19 protein-coding genes are annotated in these 18,234 nt (G+C 75.4%); 9 read left to right on the plus strand and 10 right to left on the minus strand.

What is annotated here, in order from left to right; translation table 11 throughout:
- Nucleotide 1: 1 nt before the first annotated feature.
- Genes ACFVVU_RS25150 through ACFVVU_RS25160 form a run of 3 tightly spaced genes read left to right on the plus strand, consistent with a single transcriptional unit; the run spans nucleotide 2 to nucleotide 3,362 of the window.
- A complete protein-coding gene (locus ACFVVU_RS25150; RefSeq protein WP_387792336.1) occupies nucleotides 2-1,225 on the plus strand; it encodes a cobalamin biosynthesis protein CobG in 1,224 nt (407 codons plus the stop codon).
- Nucleotides 1,222-1,848 carry a precorrin-8X methylmutase gene (locus ACFVVU_RS25155; protein ID WP_380683224.1) on the plus strand — a complete coding sequence of 209 codons (627 nt, stop codon included), beginning with the start codon at nucleotides 1,222-1,224 and terminating at the stop codon, nucleotides 1,846-1,848. The genes ACFVVU_RS25150 and ACFVVU_RS25155 overlap by 4 nt, the downstream gene beginning before the upstream one ends.
- Entirely contained in the window at nucleotides 1,845-3,362 is a 1,518-nt protein-coding gene (locus tag ACFVVU_RS25160) for a precorrin-2 C(20)-methyltransferase (RefSeq protein ID WP_387792338.1), read from the plus strand. Before ACFVVU_RS25155 ends, ACFVVU_RS25160 begins: the two co-directional genes overlap by 4 nt.
- A gap of 45 nt (nucleotides 3,363-3,407) precedes the next feature.
- Here ACFVVU_RS25160 and ACFVVU_RS25165 read toward each other — a convergent pair whose 3' ends face one another.
- Both ACFVVU_RS25165 and ACFVVU_RS25170 read right to left on the minus strand, forming a co-directional pair.
- Nucleotides 3,408-3,833, minus strand: coding sequence for a cytotoxic translational repressor of toxin-antitoxin stability system (locus tag ACFVVU_RS25165; protein WP_380683222.1), 426 nt, complete (start codon nucleotides 3,831-3,833; stop codon nucleotides 3,408-3,410).
- Nucleotides 3,830-4,246 carry a prevent-host-death protein gene (locus ACFVVU_RS25170; protein ID WP_387792339.1) on the minus strand — a complete coding sequence of 139 codons (417 nt, stop codon included), beginning with the start codon at nucleotides 4,244-4,246 and terminating at the stop codon, nucleotides 3,830-3,832. Before ACFVVU_RS25170 ends, ACFVVU_RS25165 begins: the two co-directional genes overlap by 4 nt.
- Before the next feature lie 143 nt (nucleotides 4,247-4,389).
- On the opposite strand from ACFVVU_RS25170, the gene ACFVVU_RS25175 reads away from it, so the two are divergent.
- Together ACFVVU_RS25175 and ACFVVU_RS25180 are read left to right on the plus strand one after the other, a co-directional pair.
- Nucleotides 4,390-5,556 (plus strand): cobalt-precorrin-5B (C(1))-methyltransferase, encoded by a 1,167-nt coding sequence (locus tag ACFVVU_RS25175; protein ID WP_387792341.1) that lies wholly within the window; start codon nucleotides 4,390-4,392, stop codon nucleotides 5,554-5,556.
- Nucleotides 5,557-5,705: 149 nt separating this feature from the next.
- A complete protein-coding gene (locus ACFVVU_RS25180; RefSeq protein ID WP_387792343.1) occupies nucleotides 5,706-7,235 on the plus strand; it encodes a UDP-N-acetylglucosamine 1-carboxyvinyltransferase in 1,530 nt (509 codons plus the stop codon).
- Nucleotides 7,236-7,460: 225 nt separating this feature from the next.
- On the opposite strand, the gene ACFVVU_RS25185 is transcribed toward ACFVVU_RS25180, so the two are convergent.
- Genes ACFVVU_RS25185 through cbiE form a run of 4 tightly spaced genes read right to left on the minus strand, consistent with a single transcriptional unit; the run spans nucleotide 7,461 to nucleotide 10,822 of the window.
- Nucleotides 7,461-8,006 (minus strand): DinB family protein, encoded by a 546-nt coding sequence (locus tag ACFVVU_RS25185; RefSeq protein ID WP_387792346.1) that lies wholly within the window; start codon nucleotides 8,004-8,006, stop codon nucleotides 7,461-7,463.
- Nucleotides 8,007-8,046: 40 nt separating this feature from the next.
- Nucleotides 8,047-8,787, minus strand: a complete 741-nt coding sequence (locus tag ACFVVU_RS25190) for a cobalt-precorrin-6A reductase (RefSeq protein WP_380688417.1) — start codon at nucleotides 8,785-8,787, stop codon at nucleotides 8,047-8,049.
- 17 nt (nucleotides 8,788-8,804) lie between these two features.
- Nucleotides 8,805-9,566, minus strand: a complete 762-nt coding sequence (cobM, locus tag ACFVVU_RS25195; RefSeq protein ID WP_380688420.1) for a precorrin-4 C(11)-methyltransferase — start codon at nucleotides 9,564-9,566, stop codon at nucleotides 8,805-8,807.
- Nucleotides 9,563-10,822: a precorrin-6y C5,15-methyltransferase (decarboxylating) subunit CbiE gene (gene cbiE, locus ACFVVU_RS25200; RefSeq protein WP_380688422.1), complete on the minus strand. Its 1,260-nt coding sequence runs from the start codon at nucleotides 10,820-10,822 to the stop codon at nucleotides 9,563-9,565. Before cbiE ends, cobM begins: the two co-directional genes overlap by 4 nt.
- A 192-nt stretch (nucleotides 10,823-11,014) precedes the next feature.
- Here cbiE and ACFVVU_RS25205 point away from each other — a divergent pair, with 192 nt between their 5' ends.
- Complete coding sequence (locus ACFVVU_RS25205; protein ID WP_387792348.1) at nucleotides 11,015-12,475, plus strand: catalase; 1,461 nt, start codon at nucleotides 11,015-11,017, stop codon at nucleotides 12,473-12,475.
- 83 nt (nucleotides 12,476-12,558) lie between these two features.
- Here the strand turns inward: ACFVVU_RS25205 and ACFVVU_RS25210 are convergent, their stop codons facing one another.
- Nucleotides 12,559-12,984, minus strand: a complete 426-nt coding sequence (locus tag ACFVVU_RS25210) for a gamma-glutamylcyclotransferase family protein (protein ID WP_380689759.1) — start codon at nucleotides 12,982-12,984, stop codon at nucleotides 12,559-12,561.
- A 131-nt stretch (nucleotides 12,985-13,115) separates the two neighbouring features.
- Between ACFVVU_RS25210 and ACFVVU_RS25215 the strand changes: the two genes are divergently transcribed.
- Nucleotides 13,116-14,105: an EamA family transporter gene (locus tag ACFVVU_RS25215; protein ID WP_380689761.1), complete on the plus strand. Its 990-nt coding sequence runs from the start codon at nucleotides 13,116-13,118 to the stop codon at nucleotides 14,103-14,105.
- Here ACFVVU_RS25215 and ACFVVU_RS25220 read toward each other — a convergent pair.
- The gene (locus tag ACFVVU_RS25220; protein ID WP_387792351.1) at nucleotides 14,059-14,655 is read right to left on the minus strand and encodes a dihydrofolate reductase family protein; all 597 of its coding nucleotides are present in this window, start codon (nucleotides 14,653-14,655) and stop codon (nucleotides 14,059-14,061) included. The genes ACFVVU_RS25215 and ACFVVU_RS25220 overlap by 47 nt on opposite strands.
- A 119-nt stretch (nucleotides 14,656-14,774) precedes the next feature.
- Here ACFVVU_RS25220 and ACFVVU_RS25225 point away from each other — a divergent pair, with 119 nt between their 5' ends.
- On the plus strand, nucleotides 14,775-15,350 hold the full coding sequence (locus tag ACFVVU_RS25225) for a TetR/AcrR family transcriptional regulator (RefSeq protein WP_380689765.1): 576 nt from the start codon (nucleotides 14,775-14,777) through the stop codon (nucleotides 15,348-15,350).
- A 10-nt stretch (nucleotides 15,351-15,360) separates the two neighbouring features.
- Here ACFVVU_RS25225 and ACFVVU_RS25230 read toward each other — a convergent pair whose 3' ends face one another.
- Nucleotides 15,361-15,918 carry an AAA family ATPase gene (locus ACFVVU_RS25230; RefSeq protein ID WP_380688504.1) on the minus strand — a complete coding sequence of 186 codons (558 nt, stop codon included), beginning with the start codon at nucleotides 15,916-15,918 and terminating at the stop codon, nucleotides 15,361-15,363.
- Between the two features lie 17 nt (nucleotides 15,919-15,935).
- On the minus strand, nucleotides 15,936-16,568 hold the full coding sequence (locus ACFVVU_RS25235; protein WP_387792435.1) for an AAA family ATPase: 633 nt from the start codon (nucleotides 16,566-16,568) through the stop codon (nucleotides 15,936-15,938).
- A 328-nt stretch (nucleotides 16,569-16,896) separates the two neighbouring features.
- On the opposite strand from ACFVVU_RS25235, the gene ACFVVU_RS25240 reads away from it, so the two are divergent.
- On the plus strand, nucleotides 16,897-18,231 hold the full coding sequence (locus ACFVVU_RS25240; RefSeq protein WP_387792352.1) for an MFS transporter: 1,335 nt from the start codon (nucleotides 16,897-16,899) through the stop codon (nucleotides 18,229-18,231).
- Nucleotides 18,232-18,234: the final 3 nt, after the last annotated feature.

Genomic DNA, 18,234 nt, shown 5'->3' on the forward strand with positions numbered 1-18,234 from the left:
CATGCCTCCCGAACCCGACGCCGCCGCGCCGGGCGCCGCCGTGCCCGACCGGGCGCGTCCGGACGCCTGCCCCGGGGCGCTTCGACTGCACCCGGCCGACGACGGCGCCCTGGCCCGGGTCCGGCTGCCCGGCGGCCTGCTGACGGTCGGTCAGGCGCTGGTGCTGGCCGACGCGGCGCGGGAGCTCGGCGACGGCCGGTTGGAGGTCACCTCGCGCGGCAACGTCCAGCTGCGAGGCCTGGCTTCGGACTGCGGCGGCGAACTCGGCGGGCGGCTGCGCGCCGCCGGACTGCTGCCCTCCGACACCCACGAGCGGGTGCGCAACATCGTCGCCTCGCCCGGCCCCGCCGCCGGCCCGGCCGATGTGCGGGCCTGGGCCCGCGAACTCGACCTGGCCCTGTGCGCGGCCCCCTGGGCGACCGGCCTGTCCGGCAAGTTCCTGTTCGCCCTGGACGACGGCAGCGGCGACGTCGCCGCACTGGACGCCGATGTGACATTGATCGCAGGCCCGGACGGCGCCGCCCTGCTGCGCCTGGGCCGGGCCGCCACCGTGCGGCCGGTGCCCGCCGGGCGGGCGGTCGGCGCGGCGCTGGAGGCGGCCCGCGGGTTCCTGGACGCCCAGCGCGCCGCCGGCGTGCGGGCCTGGCACCTGCGCGAGGTGCCCGAGCTGCTGCCCCCCGGCCCGCTGCCGATGCCCGTACTGCCCGGCACCCGCCCGCCGCTGGGGGCCCTGCCCGGGGGCGGACTGCACGTCGGCCTGCGTTTCGGCCGGGCCTCCACCGGGCAGTGGCGCAGCCTGGCGCACGCCGCCGAGGGCGAGATCCGGCTCACCCCGTGGCGCGGCGCGGTGCTGCCCGGCGCCCCCGCGGAGCGGCTCGCCGCCCTGGCCGCGGCCGGGCTGCGGACCCGGTCCGGGACGGCCTGGGACGGCGCGAGCGCCTGCACCGGGCTGCCGGGCTGCGCGAAGTCGCGGGCCGACGTCCGGGCCGACGCGGCCCGGGCGCTGGACGGCGCCCCGGCGGACGTCGGCGGCCTGCCGGTGCACTGGTCGGGCTGCGAGCGCCGCTGCGGCCACCCGGCCGGCCGCCGGGTGGACGTGCTGGCGACCGGGCGCGGGTACCGGGTGGCGGTGGACGGCGCGCCGCAGGGGCGGGACACCGCCGTGGAAGTGACGAACGAGGAGATGGCCGCGGCGGTCGCCGCGGCCCGGAGGACCACCACGTGATCGAGTACGAGAAGGACGGCGCGGCCATCTACCGCCAGTCCTTTGCCACCATCCGGGCCGAGGCCGACCTCGCCGCGCTGCCGGCGGACGTCTCCCAGGTCGCGGTGCGGATGATCCACGCCTGCGGCATGGTCGACCTGGTCGAGGACCTGGTGTACTCGCCGGGCGTGGTCGCCTCGGCGCGCGCCGCCCTGCGCGCCGGTGCGCCGATCCTGTGCGACGTCAACATGGTCGCCAGCGGCGTCACCCGCAAGCGGCTGCCGGCCGGCAACGAGGTGATCTGCACCCTCGCCGACCCGTCGGTGCCCGAGCTGGCCCGGGCGATGGGCAACACCCGCAGCGCCGCCGCGATGGAGCTGTGGCTGCCCCGGCTGGAGGGTGCCGTGGTCGCCGTCGGCAACGCGCCGACCTCGCTCTTCCGCCTGCTGGAGCTGATCGAGGCCGGCGCCCCGCGCCCGGCCGCGGTGATCGGCGTACCGGTCGGCTTCATCGGCGCGGCCGAGTCCAAGGAGGCGCTGGCCGCCCACCCGGCCGGCCTGGAGCACCTGGTGGTCCGCGGCCGGCGCGGCGGCAGCGCGATGGCCGCCGCCGCGATCAACGCGATTGCGAGCGAGGAAGAGTGACGCAGCAGCAGCACAGCACCGGCCGGCTCTACGGCGTGGGCCTCGGCCCCGGCGACCCCTCGCTGGTCACCGTCCGCGCCGCCGAACTCATCGGCGGGGCCGACGTGGTGGCGTACCACAGCGCCCGGCACGGCCGGTCCATCGCCCGGTCCATCGCCGAACGCTATCTGACGGGCGGTCAGATAGAGGAGCCGCTGGTCTACCCGATCACCGTCGAGACCACCGACCACCCCGGCGGCTACCGGGGCGCGCTGGACGACTTCTACGAGGAGGCCGCCGCCCGGCTGGCCGCCCACCTGGACGCCGGCCGCGACGTCGTGGTGCTCGCCGAGGGGGACCCGTTCTTCTACGGCTCCTACCAGCACATGCACAAGCGCCTGGCCCACCGCTACCCGACCGAGGTGGTGCCCGGCGTGACCTCGGTCAGCGCCGCCGCCGCCCGGCTCGGCCAGCCGCTCACCGAGGCCGAGGAGACGCTCACCGTCATCCCCGGCACCCTGCCGGAGGAGGAGCTGACCGCGCGGCTGGCCGCCGCGGACTCCGCCGTCGTGATGAAGCTCGGCCGCACCTTCCCGACCGTGCGCCGCGCCCTGGAGCGGGCCGGCCGGCTGGCCGACGCCCAGTACGTCGAGCGGGCGTTCATGGCGGGCGAGCGGACGGCGCCGCTGGCCTCGGTCGACCCCGAGGGCGTGCCCTACTTCTCGGTGGCCGTGCTGCCCAGCAGGGTCGCCCCGCTGGAGCCCCCGGCGCCCGACCTGAGCGGACCCGGCAGCGTCACCGTCGTCGGCACCGGCCCGGCCGGCCCGCTCTGGCTCACCCCCGAGGCGCGCGGCGCGCTGTCCGCCGCCACCGACCTGGTCGGCTACACCACCTACCTGGACCGGGTGCCGGTGCGCCCCGGCCAGGCCCGGCACGGCTCCGACAACAAGGTGGAGTCCGAGCGCGCCGAGTTCGCCCTCGACCTGGCCCGCCGCGGCCACCGGGTGGTGGTGGTCTCCTCCGGCGACCCGGGCGTGTTCGCGATGGCCACCGCCGTCCTGGAGGTCGCCTGCGAGGAGGCCTACCGGGACGTCCCGGTGCGGATCGTCCCCGGCATGACGGCCGCCCACGCGGCCGCCTCCCGGGCCGGCGCCCCGCTCGGCCACGACTACGCGGTGGTCTCGCTCTCCGACCGCCTCAAGCCCTGGGACGTCGTCGCCGCCCGGCTGCGCGCCGCCGCCGCGGCGGACCTCGTGCTCGCCCTGTACAACCCCGGCTCGAAGTCCCGCACCACCCAGGTCGGCCTCGCCCGCGACCTCCTCCTGGAGTACCGGGAGCCCGGGACCCCGGTGGTGCTGGCCCGCGACGTCGGCGGCCCCACCGAGCGGGTGCGCACCGTCCGCCTCGCCGACCTCGACCCCGCCGAGGTGGACATGCGCACCATCCTGCTCATCGGCTCCTCCCAGACCCGGCACGTCCCCCGCCCCCCGCACCCCGACGTCACCTGGACCCCCCGCCGCTACCCGGAGGCCTGACCCGGCGCGGGCCCGGGCCTCCACGCGGGCCCGGGCCGGCCGTACTCAGCTGCCGTCGGTCCAGTACTGCTGCAACCTGGCCAGGGCCTCCTCTCGGGAGAGCCCGGCCACGGTCGCCTCGGTGAGCCCGACCCGATGGAGCAGCAGGTAGACGAGGTCGGCCGGCAGGGACTCCTTGGGCGGCTCGGGCGCACTCCGGCCGGGGATCCGGCCGAGCTGCACACAGTCCCAGAACTCGTCCTCCGTGACATCGAGTTGGTCGCGGAGGATGTGGCTCCACATGGACGGGCCGTAGGCCGTCCGGTCCACCGGGTGGGAGATCCGGGTTCGCAGGATCCGGCCGTCGCGGAGCGACAGCTCGTACGTGACGTCATGGGTGCCGGTCCGTCCGCGCGCGTCGCGGACCCGGTCCCAGCCTTCGGTCCGGCAGAACCGGTCGTGGCGTTCCCGGTCGGGCTGCGGGTGCGTCACCGCTCGACCCCCACCAGCCAGGCGGCGAGTTGCTCGTCGTCGCTCAGCGAGACCAACTGCACCAGCCCCCAGTGGTCCAGGTGGTTGGGGGCGGTCCGCAGCCGGTCCTGCCAGTCTTCGGCGTACTCGCGCAACGCCTGCACCATTTCCGCTATGGCCTCGTCGAAACTCGCCCCGTCGGCTGCCACCGGCAGGCCGGGGATGAACACGGACCAGCCGTCGGCCTCCGCCACGACCTCGGCCTTCGACGGGCAGACCATCGCGAGGTAGTGACGCAGCCGTTCGACGTCCACCACTGCCGCTCGGCCGGACTCCCGCCGTACTGTCGCCACCCGGCCCTCGGCCGCGGCGTCGAGGAGGTCCTTGAGGTGCGTACGGGCCTCGGTGTAGCTGTCGAAGTGGACTGCGGACATGGCTGCCTCCTCGGTGGTCCTCCGGCCAGCGTGCACATGCACGGGGCGTACGTCAAGTACTTGAGGTACGCCGGGCCGGGGCGGGCCGCGCACCCGGCCGCGCCGCAGGTCGGGCGGCAGGGGAGGATGGAGCACGTTTGCGGATGCGATCGGGATGCGAGGAGACCGTCGTGAGCGAGGCCGGTGGGCGGGCCGGGCAGCTGAGGAGCAGTGGGCTGCGGCACGGCTGGACGACCGGGGCGTGTGCCACGGCGGCGACCAAGGCGGCGTACCGGGCGCTGCTCACCGGGGAGTTCCCGGACCCGGTGGAGATCGTCCTGCCGAAGGGGCAGCGGCCGGCGTTCGCGCTGGCGGCGGAGGGGCTGACCGAGGAAGCGGGCGGCCGGCGGGCGATGGCCGGGGTGGTGAAGGACGCCGGGGACGACCCCGATGTGACGCACGGCGCGCTGGTGCGGTCCACGGTGTGGGCCGGGGAGCCGGGCGCGGGCGTGGTGTTCCGGGCCGGGCCGGGCGTGGGCACCGTCACCAAGCCCGGGCTGCCGCTGCCGGTCGGCGAGCCGGCCGTCAACCCGGTGCCCCGGCAGCTGATCCGGGAGGCGGTCGCCGAGGTGGCGGCCGAGTGCGGGGGCACCGGGGACGTGGTGGTGGAGATCTCCGTCGACCACGGCGAGGAGATCGCCCGCTCCACCTGGAACCCCCGGCTGGGCATCCTCGGCGGGCTCTCCATCCTCGGCACCACCGGGATCGTCGTCCCCTACTCCTGCTCCGCGTGGATCGACTCGATCCGGCGCGGGGTGGACGTGGCGCGCGCCGCCGGGCGCACCCATGTGGCCGGGTGCACCGGCTCGACCTCGGAGCGGACGGCCGTCGCCGTGCACGGTCTGCCCGAGGACGCGCTGCTCGACATGGGCGACTTCGCCGGCGCGGTGCTCAAGTACCTCAAGCGCCACCCGGTGCCGCGGCTGACCATCGCCGGGGGCTTCGCCAAGCTCTCCAAGCTCGCCGCCGGCCACCTCGACCTGCACTCGGCGCGCTCCCAGGTGGACAAGGGCTACCTGGCCGCGCTCGCCCGCACGGGCGGCGCGGACGAGGAGCTGGCGGCGGCGGTCGCGGCGGCCAACACCGGGCTGGAGGCGATCCGGCTCTGCCGGGCGGCCGGGGTGCCGCTGGGCGACCTGGTGGCGGAGGCGGCGCGGGCCACCGCGCTCGGGGTGCTGGTGGGTTCGCCGGTCGCGGTGGACGTCATCTGCATCGACCGGGCCGGGACGATCGTCGGCCGGGCGGAGCCGCTGGGGCCGCTCGGGCCGTGAGCGCTTCGTACTTCTGTCTCAGGTCCGTCCCAGGAACTTCGCTGTGATGTGAAGATCTGACGGTCATACGGGGTGAGAAACGGACAAAAGTCGCGCCACGCCAGGGGTCGGTTCTGTCGCTATCTCAGCCATGAGATATGGTCTGGCGAGTGACAGGCGACTACCTCACCCGTATCGGCACCCTCATCCGTACCGCGCGTCAGCACCGCGGCTGGTCCCAGGCCCAGCTCGGCGAGGCCCTCGGCACCAGCCAGAGCGCGGTCAACCGCATCGAGCAGGGCAAGCAGAACGTCAGCCTTGAGATGATCGCTCGCATCGGCGAAGCGCTCGACAGCGAGATCGTCTCCCTCGGCTACGCCGGCCCGATGCACCTGCGGGTCGCCGGCGGCACCACCCTCTCCGGCGCGATCGACGTCCGCAGCAGCAAGAACGCCTGCGTGGCCATCCTCTGCGCCTCGCTGCTGACCACCGGCCGCACCACCCTGCGCAGCGTGGCCCGCATCGAGGAGGTCTACCGGATCCTGGAGGTGCTCACCAGCATCGGCGTCAGGAGCCGCTGGATCAACGACGGCCGCGACCTCGAACTCACCCCGCCCGCCGAGCTCGACCTCGCCGGCATGGACGTCGAGGCCGCCCGCCGCACCCGCAGCGTGCTGATGTTCCTCGGCCCGCTGATGCACCGTGCCGACAGCTTCGCCATCCCCTACGCCGGCGGCTGCGACCTCGGCACCCGCACCGTCCAGCCGCACCTCACCGCTCTGCGCCGGTTCGGCCTGGAGGTCGCCACCACCGGCGGCGCCTACCACGCCTCCGTCCAGCCCGGCACCCCGCTGGACCGCCCGATCGTGCTGACCGAGCGCGGGGACACCGTCACCGAGAACGCCCTGCTCGCCGCCGCCCGCCACGACGGCGTCAGCGTCATCCGCAACGCCTCGCCCAACTACATGGTCCAGGACCTCTGCTTCTTCCTGGAGAAGCTGGGCGTGCGGATCGAGGGCATCGGCACCACCACCCTCACCGTGCACGGCGTCCCGCAGATCACCTGCGACGTCGACTACACGCCGGCCGAGGACCCGGTCGAGGCGATGAGCCTGCTCGCCGCCGCCGTGGTCACCTCCTCCGAGCTGACCATCCGCCGGGTGCCGATCGAGTTCCTGGAGATCGAGCTCGCGGTGCTGGAGGGCATGGGCCTGGACTACGACCGCACCCCGGAGTACGCCGCCCACAACGGCCGCACCCGGCTGGTCGACCTCACCGTGCGCCCCTCCAAGCTCACCGCGCCGGTCGACACCATCCACCCGATGCCCTTCCCCGGCATCAACATCGACAACGTGCCGTTCTTCGCCGCCATCGCCGCGGCCGCCCACGGCACCACGATGATCCACGACTGGGTCTACGACAACCGCGCCATCTACCTCACCGAACTCACCCGGCTCGGCGCGGACATCAAGCTCCTCGACCCGCACCGCGTCCTGGTCCAGGGTCCGACCCGCTGGCGCGCCGCCGAGATGGTCTGCCCGCCGGCCCTGCGCCCCGCCGTGGTCATCCTCCTCGCGATGCTCGCCGCCAAGGGCACCTCGGTCCTGCGCAACGTCTACGTCATCAACCGCGGCTACGAGGACCTCGCCGAGCGCCTCAACTCCATCGGCGCCCAGATCGAGACGTTCCGCGACATCTGAGCCCGGACCGGCCCCGCCGGACGGCACCGAGGCCGCGGCCGCGCACCCGCGAGGCCGCGGCCTCAGCCGTGCAGGCCCGCCAGCAGGTACGCGGTGTCCAGTCCGGTGGTCAGGTAGTCGACGAACAGCGGGTTGTTGAGCGCCCGGGGGGAGCGGCCGGCCCGGACCAGGCCGACGGCGCGCCCGGCCTCGTGGCCCAGCTCGACGTCTTCTCCTCCGTGGGGGCTATTCGCCGGTGCGGTCGTCGAGGTGTTCGCGAAGGAGGTCGGCGTGGCCGTTGTGGCGGGCGTACTCCTCGATCATGTGGGTGAGGATCCAGCGCAGGGACCAGCTCTGCCCGCCGCCGGGGCGCAGGTACCCGAGGACGTCCAACGACGGGGCGGCGGCGACGAGTTCCCGGGCGTGGGCGCACTCGCGGCGCCAGATGCCGAAGGCCTCGTCGGGGTCGGCCTCGTCGGCGTCGAACTCGGCGAAGCTTCCGTCCGGGTGCTTCCAGAAGCCGGGGCGGGCCTCGTCGTTGAGGGTGTTGCGGAACCAGCTGCGCTCGACCTCGGCGAGGTGGCGGGTCAGGCCGAGCAGGGAGAGCGTCGAGGAGGACAGCGGGCGGGCGCGGAGCTGTTCGGTGGTCAGCCCGGCGCACTTCATCGCGAAGGTGTCGCGCTGGAAGTCCAGGAAGGCGGTCAGGGTGGCACGTTCGTCGCCGGCCGACGGGGTCTCGGTGCGGGCGGCGTCGGCGAGGTCGTAGGCATCCGGGTCGTAGGCATCCGTCATCGGGCCATGGTGGCAGGGCGGACGCCGGCCCGGCACGGAATTAACGGTCCGCCAGCCAGTCCAGCGCGGCCTCGACGCTCTCCGCGACCGGGACGCCGGCCGGTGCCGCCGGGCGGTCCACGACCACCACGGGCAGGCCGAGTTCGCGGGCCGCGGTGAGCTTGGGCGCGGTGGCCGCGCCGCCGCTGTCCTTGGTGACCACGACGTCGATCCGGTTTTCGCGCAGCACCGCCCGCTCGCCGTCCAGGGTGAACGGGCCGCGGTCGAGCAGGACCTCCAGCGAGGCGGGCAGCGGCGGCTCGGGCGGGTCGACCGAGCGGGCGACGAAGTGCAGGCCGTCCAGGTGGGCGAAGGCGCCGATGCCCTGCCGGCCGCTGGTGAGCAGCACCCGCCGGCCGAGGGACGGCAGCAGGCGCGCCGCCGCGGCGAGCGAGGGGACGCGGAACCAGCGGTCGCCCGGCACCGGCGCCCAGCCGGGGCGGCGCAGGGCGAGCAGCGGTACGCCGGTCGCCGCGGCGGCCTCGGCGGCGTTGCGGGACATCGCGGCGGCGAACGGGTGGGTGGCGTCCACCAGCGCGTCCACCCGTTCGGCGCGCAGCCAGGCGGCGAGGCCGTCGGGGCCGCCGAAGCCGCCGATCCGCACCTCTCCGGCGGGCAGCCGGGGCTCGGCGACCCGCCCGGCGAGCGAGCTGGTGACCCGCAGGGCGGGCCGCCCGGCCGCCAGCGCGGCGGCGAGGGCGCGGGCCTCGGTGGTGCCGCCCAGGAGGAGGACGTGCGTCATCGGGCGATTCCCCCCGCTCACGCGCCGCAGGGCTCGTGCGGGCGCTCGCGGTCCACGGAGTAGAGGTGGCTGTCGCGGAACTGCTCGGCGCCGAGCGTGCGCCCGACCAGGATCACCGCGGTGCGGACCACGCCCGCCGCCTTCACCTGTCCGGCGATGTCGCCGACGGTGCCGCGCAGCACCAGCTCGTCCGGCCGGCTGGCCATCGCGACCACGGCGGCCGGGCAGTCGGCCCCGTAGTGCGGCAGCAGCTGCTCGACCACGTCGTCCACGTACCCGGCGGCCAGGTGCAGCACCAGCAGGGCGCCGCTGCGGCCCAGCGTGGCGAGGTCCTCGCCCGGCGGCATCGGGGTGGCGCGCTTGGCGATCCGGGTGAGGATGACGGTCTGGCCCACCGTCGGCACGGTCAGTTCCCGCTTGAGCGCGGCCGCCGCGGCGGCGAAGGCCGGCACGCCGGGCACCACCTCGTACGGCACCCCGGCCGCGTCGAGCCGGCGCATCTGCTCGGCGACGGCGCTGAACACCGACGGGTCGCCGGAGTGCAGCCGGGCGACGTCCTGTCCGGCGGCGTGCGCGCGGACCAGCTCGTCGGTGATCGCGTCGAGGGTGAGGTTGGCGGTGTCGACCAGCCGGGCGCCGGGCGGGCACTCGGCGAGCAGTTCGCGCGGCACCAGGCTGCCGGCGTACAGGCAGACCTCGGCGCGGGCGAGGATCCGCTGGCCGCGCAGGGTGATGAGGTCGGCGGCGCCGGGGCCGGCCCCGATGAAGTGGACGGTCACGGGGCGTTCTCCTCGGAGGTGGGGGGCGCGGGCGGGGTGGCGGGCTTGACGACGGACCACTGGGTGACCGGCATCGCCTGGCGCCAGCCGGTGAAGCCGCCGACCGGGACGGCGTGCGCCACGGTGAGCCGCAGCAGCTCCCCGCCGTGCCGCCGGTACCGGTCGGTGAGCAGCGCCTCCGACTCCAGGGTCACCGTGTTGGCGACCAGCCGGCCGCCGGGCGCCAGCGCGGTCCAGCAGGCGTCCAGCAGGCCGGGCGCGGTGAGTCCGCCACCGATGAACACCGCGTCGGGCGCGGCCAGCCCGGCCAGCGCCCGCGGGGCGGCGCCGGTGACCACCCGCAGCCGGGGCACCCCGAGCGCGGCGGCGTTGCGGGCGATGCGCTCGGCCCGCACCGGGTCGCGTTCCACGGTGACGGCCCGGTTGTCGCGGTGGGCGCGCAGCCACTCGATCGCGATCGAGCCGGAGCCGCCGCCGACGTCCCAGAGCAGTTCGCCGGGGACGGGCGCCAGGGTGGCCAGGGTGGCGGCGCGCACGTGCCGCTTGGTCAGCTGGCCGTCGCTCCGATAGGCGTCGTCGGGCAGACCGGGGACGACGGGGGTGCGCGGGCCGTCGGCGGGGAGCTCGACGGCGATCACGTTGAGCGGGTCGCCGGGCGGGTGCGGCCAGCCGTCGGCGGGGCCGTCGAGGTGCCGTTCGCCGGGGCCGCCGAGCTGTTCGAGGACGTGCAGCCGGGCGGCGCCGTGGCCGCTGGTGGCGAGCAGTCCGGCGACGGCGGCCGGGGTGGCGGCGCCGGCGCTGAGCACGAGCAGCCGGCGCCCGGGGTTGAGGGCGAGCCGCAGGGTGTCGAGCGGGCGGCCGACCAGGCTGACCACCTCGGTGGCCTCCAGCGGCCAGCCGAGCCGGGCGCAGGCGTACGCGACGGAGGAGGGGTGCGGCAGCACGCGCAGCCGTTCGGGGCCGGCGGTCTCGGCGAGGGTGCGGCCGATGCCGTAGAACATCGGGTCGCCGCTGGCCAGTACGGCGAGCGGGCGTCCGGCGTACCGGTCGAGCAGCCCGGCCACGGCCGGGCGCAGCGGGGACGGCCACGGCACCCGTTCGGCGGTCACCTCGTCCGCGGGCAGCAGGTCGAGCTGCCGGGGGCCGCCGATCACGGCGCCGGCCGCCCGCAGCGCGGCGCGGGCGGTGCCGGCGAGCCCGGGCCAGCCGTCGGCCCCGATCCCGACGACGGTGATCGGGGGTGGCTGCTCGGGCACCGGTGGGCTCCTCGGGGCGGGTCGGCGGTGGGTCGGCGGGTGTGGGTCGTCGCCGGCTGGTCGATCGGGGTGTGGGCAGCCTACCTGGCGGTATCCGGCGGCCGGTGAGCCAGGGTGCGGGCCCGGTCGCAGCGGGTTAGCGTCGTGCCGGGAACACCTCCGGGGGGACCTCAGCACGCAACGGAGGACAGCATGTCCGAGTCAGCGGTCCCGTACACCACCAACAACGCCGGCGTCCCGGTGCCGAGCGACGACAACTCGCTCACGGTGGGCAGGGACGGCCCGATCCTGCTCCACGACCACTACCTGATCGAGAAGATGGCCCAGTTCAACCGGGAGCGGGTGCCGGAGCGGGTGGTGCACGCCAAGGGGGCCGGGGCGTACGGCGTCTTCGAGACGACGGAGGACGTCAGCCGGTTCACCAAGGCGACCCTGTTCCAGCCGGGCCGGCGGACCGAGATGCTGGCCCGCTTCTCGACCGTGGCGGGCGAGCAGGGCAGCCCGGACACCTGGCGCGACCCGCGCGGCTTCGCGCTGAAGTTCTACACCGAGGACGGCAACTACGACCTGGTCGGCAACAACACGCCGGTCTTCTTCGTCCGCGACACCATCAAGTTCCAGGACTTCATCCGCTCGCAGAAGCGCCGCCCGGACAACGGCCTGCGCGACAACGACATGCAGTGGGACTTCTGGACGCTCTCGCCGGAGTCCGCCCACCAGGTCACCTGGCTGATGGGCGACCGCGGCATCCCGAAGTCGTACCGGCACATGAACGGCTACAGCTCGCACACCTATCTGTGGATCAACGCGGGCGGCGAGCGGTTCTGGGTGAAGTACCACTTCAAGACCGACCAGGGCATCGACTTCCTCACCCAGGCGGACGCCGACCGGCTGGCCGGCTCGGACCCGGACCTGCACCGGCAGGACCTCTGGGAGGCGATCGAGGGCGGCAACCCGCCGTCCTGGACGCTGTACGTGCAGATCATGCCGTTCGACGAGGCGCCCGGCTACCGGTTCAACCCCTTCGACCTGACCAAGGTGTGGCCGCACGGCGACTACCCGCTGATCCGGGTCGGGACGATGACGCTGAACCGCAACCCGGAGGACTACTTCGTCCACATCGAGCAGGCCGCCTTCGAGCCGGCCAACCTGGTGCCGGGCATCAGCGTCTCGCCGGACAAGATGCTGCTCGGCCGGATCTTCTCCTACTCCGACACCCACCGGTACCGGATCGGGCCCAACTACGCGCAGCTGCCGCCGAACCGTCCGCACGTGCCGGTGCACTCCTACGCCAAGGACGGGCCGATGCGCTTCGACCCGGCCCGGACGGCGGCGCCGTACGCGCCGAACTCCAAGGGCGGCCCGGCGGCGAACCTCAAGCGGTTCGACGACCCGTCGGCCGGCTGGCACAGCTCGGGCGACATGGTGCGCGAGGCCTACTCGCTGCACGCCGAGGACGACGACTGGGGGCAGGCGGGCACCATGGTGCGCAAGGTGCTGGACGACGCGCAGCGCGACCGGCTGGTCTCCAACATCGTCGGGCACCTCCAGGGCGGGGTGAGCGAGCCGGTGCTGGAGCGGGCGGTGCAGTACTGGCGCAATGTCGACAAGGCGCTGGGCGACCGGATCGCCAAGGGCGTCGGCAAGGCCTGACGGGGCGCCGGGCCGAGCCGTCCGCTGCCGCTTCACCGCCGGGGGCGTGGGTCCACCGGGCCCGCGCCCCCGGCCGCGTTCTCTCAGCGCCGACGCCAGTCGCCGGAGGCGATCAGCGCCGGGTGGGCGCGCAGCCGGGCGGCGGCGGCCGGTCCGGCCAGGTACACCCAGGCGTCCGCCGTCGCGCCGTCCGCCGTCCGGACGGCGAGCCGCTCGCGCACGTACGCGCCGAGGCCGTCCGGCCGGCAGTCCTCCAGCCGGTCCAGCGCCGCGAGCGCCCGAGGGTAGGCGGCCGGGTGGACGGTGACCAGTTCGCCGCTGATCCGCCGCCCCGGCGCGGGGTCCGGTACGGCGTAGGGGAACCCGGGCCCCTCGTGCAGCGCCGCGCCCTCCAGCACCGCCGCCCGCACCTCGGCGCACCGGCCGGCGAGGAAGGCGGCGTGGTTGCGCTCCCCGGTGAGCAGGGTGCCGTAGACGAAGAAGGGCAGGGCGGCGGGTGCGGCGGGCACGGGGGTTTCTCCTCGAACAGGGGGGCGGTGGAAAGTCGATGGTGCCCGTTCGGTGATACCCACTGGCGCGCGGGGGCCCGGTGCGGTGTCATGGCGGGTACATCTGCCAGCACCGTCCAAGGGGGACACCCGTGACAGCTCCCGCCGAGCGCAGACCGGCCCCGGCCGCGGACGCCCTGCCCACAGGCCCCGCTCCCGCCGCGGCGCGGCTCGGGGCGGGCGTGTGGGTGGCGCTGGCCATCGTCTACGTGGTGTGGGGTTCGACGTACCTGGCGATCCGGATCACGGTCGAGACGATGCCGTCCTTCCTCTCCGCCGCCGCGCGCTTCCTGACCGCCGGACTGCTGCTCGCCGGGTTCGTCGCCGTCCGCTACGGCCGGTCCGCCCTGCGGGTGGACCTGCGCCGGCTGGGCTCCTCGGCCCTGGTCGGCGGCCTGCTGCTGACCGGCGGCAACGGTCTGGTGGTGCTCGGCGAGACCTGGGTCCCCTCGGGCCTGGCCGCGCTGCTGGTCGCCGCCGTGCCGCTGTGGATGGTGCTGCTGACGGCGGCGGGCGGGGACCGGCCGAAGCCGGCCGAGCTGGCCGGGGTGCTGCTCGGACTGGTCGGTCTGGCCGTGCTGTCCGCCCCCGCGCTCGGCGGCGACATCGCGCCCGCCGGGGTGATCGCCGTCCTCTGCGGCACCCTCACCTGGGCGTTCGGCTCCTTCGCGTCCAAGCACATCCGGATGCCCGCCAACGTGTTCGCCGCCAGCGCCTACCAGATGCTGGCCGGCGGGCTCGGCAACGCGCTGATCGGACTGGCCCGCGGGGAGCAGCACGGCCTGCACCCCGGTGACATCTCCACCCGCTCCTGGCTGGCCCTGGGCTTCCTGGTGGTGTTCGGCTCGCTGGTCGCCTTCACCGCGTACGCCTGGCTGCTGCGCTCCGCCCCGCTGACCCTGGTCGCCACCTACGCCTATGTGAACCCGGTGGTGGCCGTGCTGCTGGGCCGGCTGGTGCTGGCCGAGCCGCTGACCGGCCCCACCCTGCTGGGTGGGGCGATCGTGGTCGCGGGCGTCTGCCTGGTGGTGAGCGTCAGCCGGCTGTCGGCGCGGTCGTCCGCCCGAAGGTCCGCACGGTGACCCCGTTGGGGAAGACCCGGGAGTCCGTGAGGGTGAAGGTGTGCGGGGCGAAGCCCGCGCGGAACAGCGGCACCCCGGCGCCGATCGCCACCGGGGACTGCTTGACGATCAGCTCGTCGATCTCCGGCAGCAGCCGGCCGGCCAGCTCGCCGCCGCCGCAGAGCCAGATGCCGAGGCCGTCCTGCCGCTTGAGCTCCCGCACCACGTCCAGCGGGTCGGCCGCGGTGATCTCCACGGCGGGGTCGGGGCTCTCGCCCAGGCCGCGCGAGAAGACGATCTGCCGCAGGTGGGCGTAGGGGCTGGTGAGGCCCACGGCCAGCCCCGGCTGGTAGGTGCCGCGGCCCATGACCACGGTGTCGAAGCGCCGGTTGGGCGCCTCGGCGATCCCCAGCGCGGCCCGGCCGGGGGTCGGCACCGTCTCCGGGTACTCGGCGCACAGGTGGGACAGGAATTCCCCGCCGACGTACGGCATGAGGAATTGGTAGTCGCCGTCCGGGGCGGCGATGAAGCCGTCGACGGTGGTGCCGACGTAGTACGTGAGCTTTCGCATCCAGGTCCTTTGTTCGGATCGACTTCGGTCGGACCGACCCTGCTCGGATCGATCAACCACGACAGTTATAGTACTTCGTCTGTAGTGGTTGCAAGAGATGTCCTGAGGGAGCTTCAGCGATGGCCCAGAACCCCGCCCGCCGTGCCGCGCTCACCGACGCGGCCGTCGACGTCCTCGCCGAGCAGGGGGCGCGCGGACTCACCTTCCGCGCCGTGGACCTGCGGGCGGGCGTGCCGGCCGGTACCGCGTCCAACTACTTCACCGGCCGCGACGACCTGCTCGACCAGACCGCCCGGCACGTCCACCACCGGCTCACCCCCGACCCGGCGATCATCGGCGAGCTGCTGCGCGCGCCCCGCGACCGGGCCCTGGTCACCGCTCTGATGCACGACCTGGTGCGGCGCATCGACGCCGACCGCTCCGGCTACCTCGCGCTGCTGGAACTGCGTCTGGAGGCCACCCGCCGCCCGGACGTGCGCGCCCGGCTCACCGCCACCGTCCGCGAGCAGCTGGACGCCAACATCGCCTACCACCTGGACGAGGGCCTGCCCGGCGACCGCGAGACCGTCGTCGTCCTCTACCTCGCGATGACCGGCCTGCTCGTCGAGCACCTCACCCTGCCCGGCGTGCTCGGCCCCGACGCCCTCCCGGCCCTGGTCGACACCCTGGTCGCCCGCACTGTCCCGGAGGCCTGATCAGGCCCGATCAGGCCTCCGGGACGATCTCCCGCACCGCCGCCTCGACCAGGTCCGCCCGCGCGGACACCGCGGCCGCCGGAACCTCGATCAGCCGGTAGCCGCGCGCCCGGTAGACCTCCTCGTGCAGCCGCTCGAAGGCGAGCGCGTCCGCGAGCGAGATCCGGCGGGCGGCGGTCCGCTCGACGAAGCCGAGCCCGCGGACGAAGAACACCTCGCGCCGGTAGGTGGCCTCGGCCTCGATCCGGTCCAGCTCCGCGGTGAGCGAGGGCGAGGCGGGGCGGCCGAGGAAGATCCTGAGCGCCTCGGTGCAGACCGGGGAGCGGTCGTGGAAGCGGACCGCCCCGGGCGCGGCCGGCGGGCCCGCCGCGGCGCGCGCCCGCTGCACGTCCGCCACCTCGTCGACGAAGCCGACCCGCTCCCAGGGCGCCGCCTCCCCGGCGGCCTGCCGCCGGGCGATCACATCGGTCGCGGCCTCCGGCACGACGTCGTGGCCGCGCCGCGCCAGCTCCTCCAGGAGCGTGGTCTTCCCGGACCCCGGGGTGCCGGTGAGGATGAACCGTCGCACGGTGGGGTGCCGTCCTCTCAGACGAAGCGGATGTGGCGCACGCCGACGGCGGCGCGCCGCAGCCGGGCGCGCAGCGGGCCGTCGGTGTCGGGGGCGAGCGTCAGACCGGCCGAGGCGGCGAGGCGCTCGGCGACCTCGGGGACGGTCAGCGCGTCGGTCCGCACGTGCTCGCCGAACGCGGGGCCGCTCAGCCGCTCCAGGCAGTGGTCCAGCCGGGTGACCGCGAAGGACTCCCGGCGCAGCGGAGCCTCCTTGCCGGCGATCAGCTGCAGGGCCCGGCCACCGGCGCGCTCGCGCAGCCGCCGCAGCACCTCCGCGCGCTCCGCGAGCAGCGCGAAGTGCCGTACGTCGTGGCCGCGTTCGCGTAGTCGGCCGACCGTCTCGGCGAAGTGGGCGGGCTCGGTGACCGTCATCGGGACGATCACCGTGCCCGGGTGGCCGGCGAGCGTGCGCTCCAGTACCTCGAACACGCCCTGGCGCCAGGCCGGCAGGTCCCGGAAGTCGCCGCGCAGCGGCTTCGGGGTCATCCGGTGCAGGCCGAAGCCGACCTCCTCCGGGTCGCAGACGACACTGCCGGGCAGCCGGCGCAGCAGCTCGTGCGCGACCTGCGTCTTGCCGCCGCCGAACGGGCCGTTGATCCACAGGAGCATGACCGCCAGCCTACGCGCGCGGCGTCGGTCCGCGGGGCCGGACCGGGTGGCGAGCAGGGTGCTCAGGGTGACGCCCGGGCCCAGGCCCGGCACCAGGCCCCGGGCGCCCGCCGGCGGCGGTGTGCGGTGGGTGCGGTGGGTGCGGGCGAGGACGGAGAAGACCGTCGCGCCACCCGGGTCGCCCGCCTCGGCGAGCCACCCGCCGCTCCCGCGCCGGCCCCGGCCCGGGATCCGCCGGGTGCCCACGCCGGGGCGGATCATTCGACTACCATCCGTCGGGTGCCCGGCCCGGAGGGGGAGCCGGGGCGGGGGCTGGGGGAGCGGCGGTATGACGAGCACGCGGACGGCGACGGCCACCGGGGCGGGCCCCTCGGCCGCCCCGCCACCGGCCCTGTGGCGGCAGCGGAACTTCGCCGCCCTCTGGTCCGCCCACACCGTCAGCCAGTTCGGCACCCAGCTGAGCCTCTTCGTGCTGCCCGTCCTCGCGCTCGCCACCGTCGGCGCGACCCCCGGCCAGCTCGGCCTGGTCTCGGCCGCCGAGACCCTGCCCTTCCTGCTGGTCGGCCTGCCCGCCGGCGCGCTGCTCGACCGCTGGGACCGGCGGCGGGTGATGGTGGCCGCGGACGCGGGCCGGGCGGTCGCGCTCGGCGTCGTCCCGCTCGGCCACGCGCTGGGCGTGCTGAGCGTGCCGCTGCTCTGCGCGGTCGCCTTTGTCACCGGCCTGTTCACCGTCTTCTTCGACATCGCCGACCAGGCCTTCCTGCCCGAGGTCGTCGGCCGCCGCCAGGTCGCGGCCGCCAACGGCCGCCTGGAGTTCTCCCGTTCGGCGGCCGAACTCGCCGGACCGGGCCTGTCCGGCCTGCTGCTCCAGTGGGTGACGGCCCCGCTGGTCCTGCTCGCCGACGCGGTCAGCTACCTCGTCTCGGCGCTGCTCCTCGGCGTGATCCGCCCCCCGGCGTCGGGCGCCGCCCCGGCCGCCGGCGCGGGCACCGGGGCGGACCCGCGACCGCCCGCGGCGCCGGAGCGGATGCGCGCCCGGATCGCCGAGGGCCTGCGGTTCGTGCTGCGCCACCGCGTCCTGCGCTCGCTCGCCCTGGCCACCGCCGTCGCCAACCTGGCCGGGCTCGGCGGCGCGCTCAGCGCCCTGCTGCCCGCCTTCGCCCTGCGGGACCTCGGGCTCTCGCCCGGCCGGCTCGGCCTCGCGCTGATGCTCGGCAACGCCTGCGCCCTGCTCGGCGCGCTGTTCACCGCCCGGCTGGTCCGGGTGCTGGGCCTGGGCCGGCTGCTGCTGGCCTCCCGCCTCCTGCCCGGCCTCGGCGTGCTGCTGCTCGCCACGGCCGGGCCGGGCCGGGCCGTCCCCACCCTGGCGGCCGCGGCCGGGCTGATGGCCTGCGGCATCACCGCCTACAACATCGCCCAGGTGAGCCTGCGGCAGGCGGTGACCCCGGCGGCGCTGCAGGCCCGGATGAACGCCTCGGTGCGCTTCGTCATCTGGGGCACCCTGCCGCTGGGCGCCGCCGCCGGGGGTCTGCTCGGGTCGGCGGTCGGTACGCGTCCGGCGCTCTGGGTGGTCGCCGGGGTGGCGCTGCTCTCCCTGTTGCCGCTGCTGCTGACCCGCGAGGTGCGCGCGCTGCGCGACTTCCCGGACGACGTGGAGGAGTGACGG

The organism is Kitasatospora sp. NPDC057965 (genome assembly GCF_042887135.1).
Taxonomy (GTDB): Bacteria; Actinomycetota; Actinomycetes; order Streptomycetales; family Streptomycetaceae; genus Kitasatospora.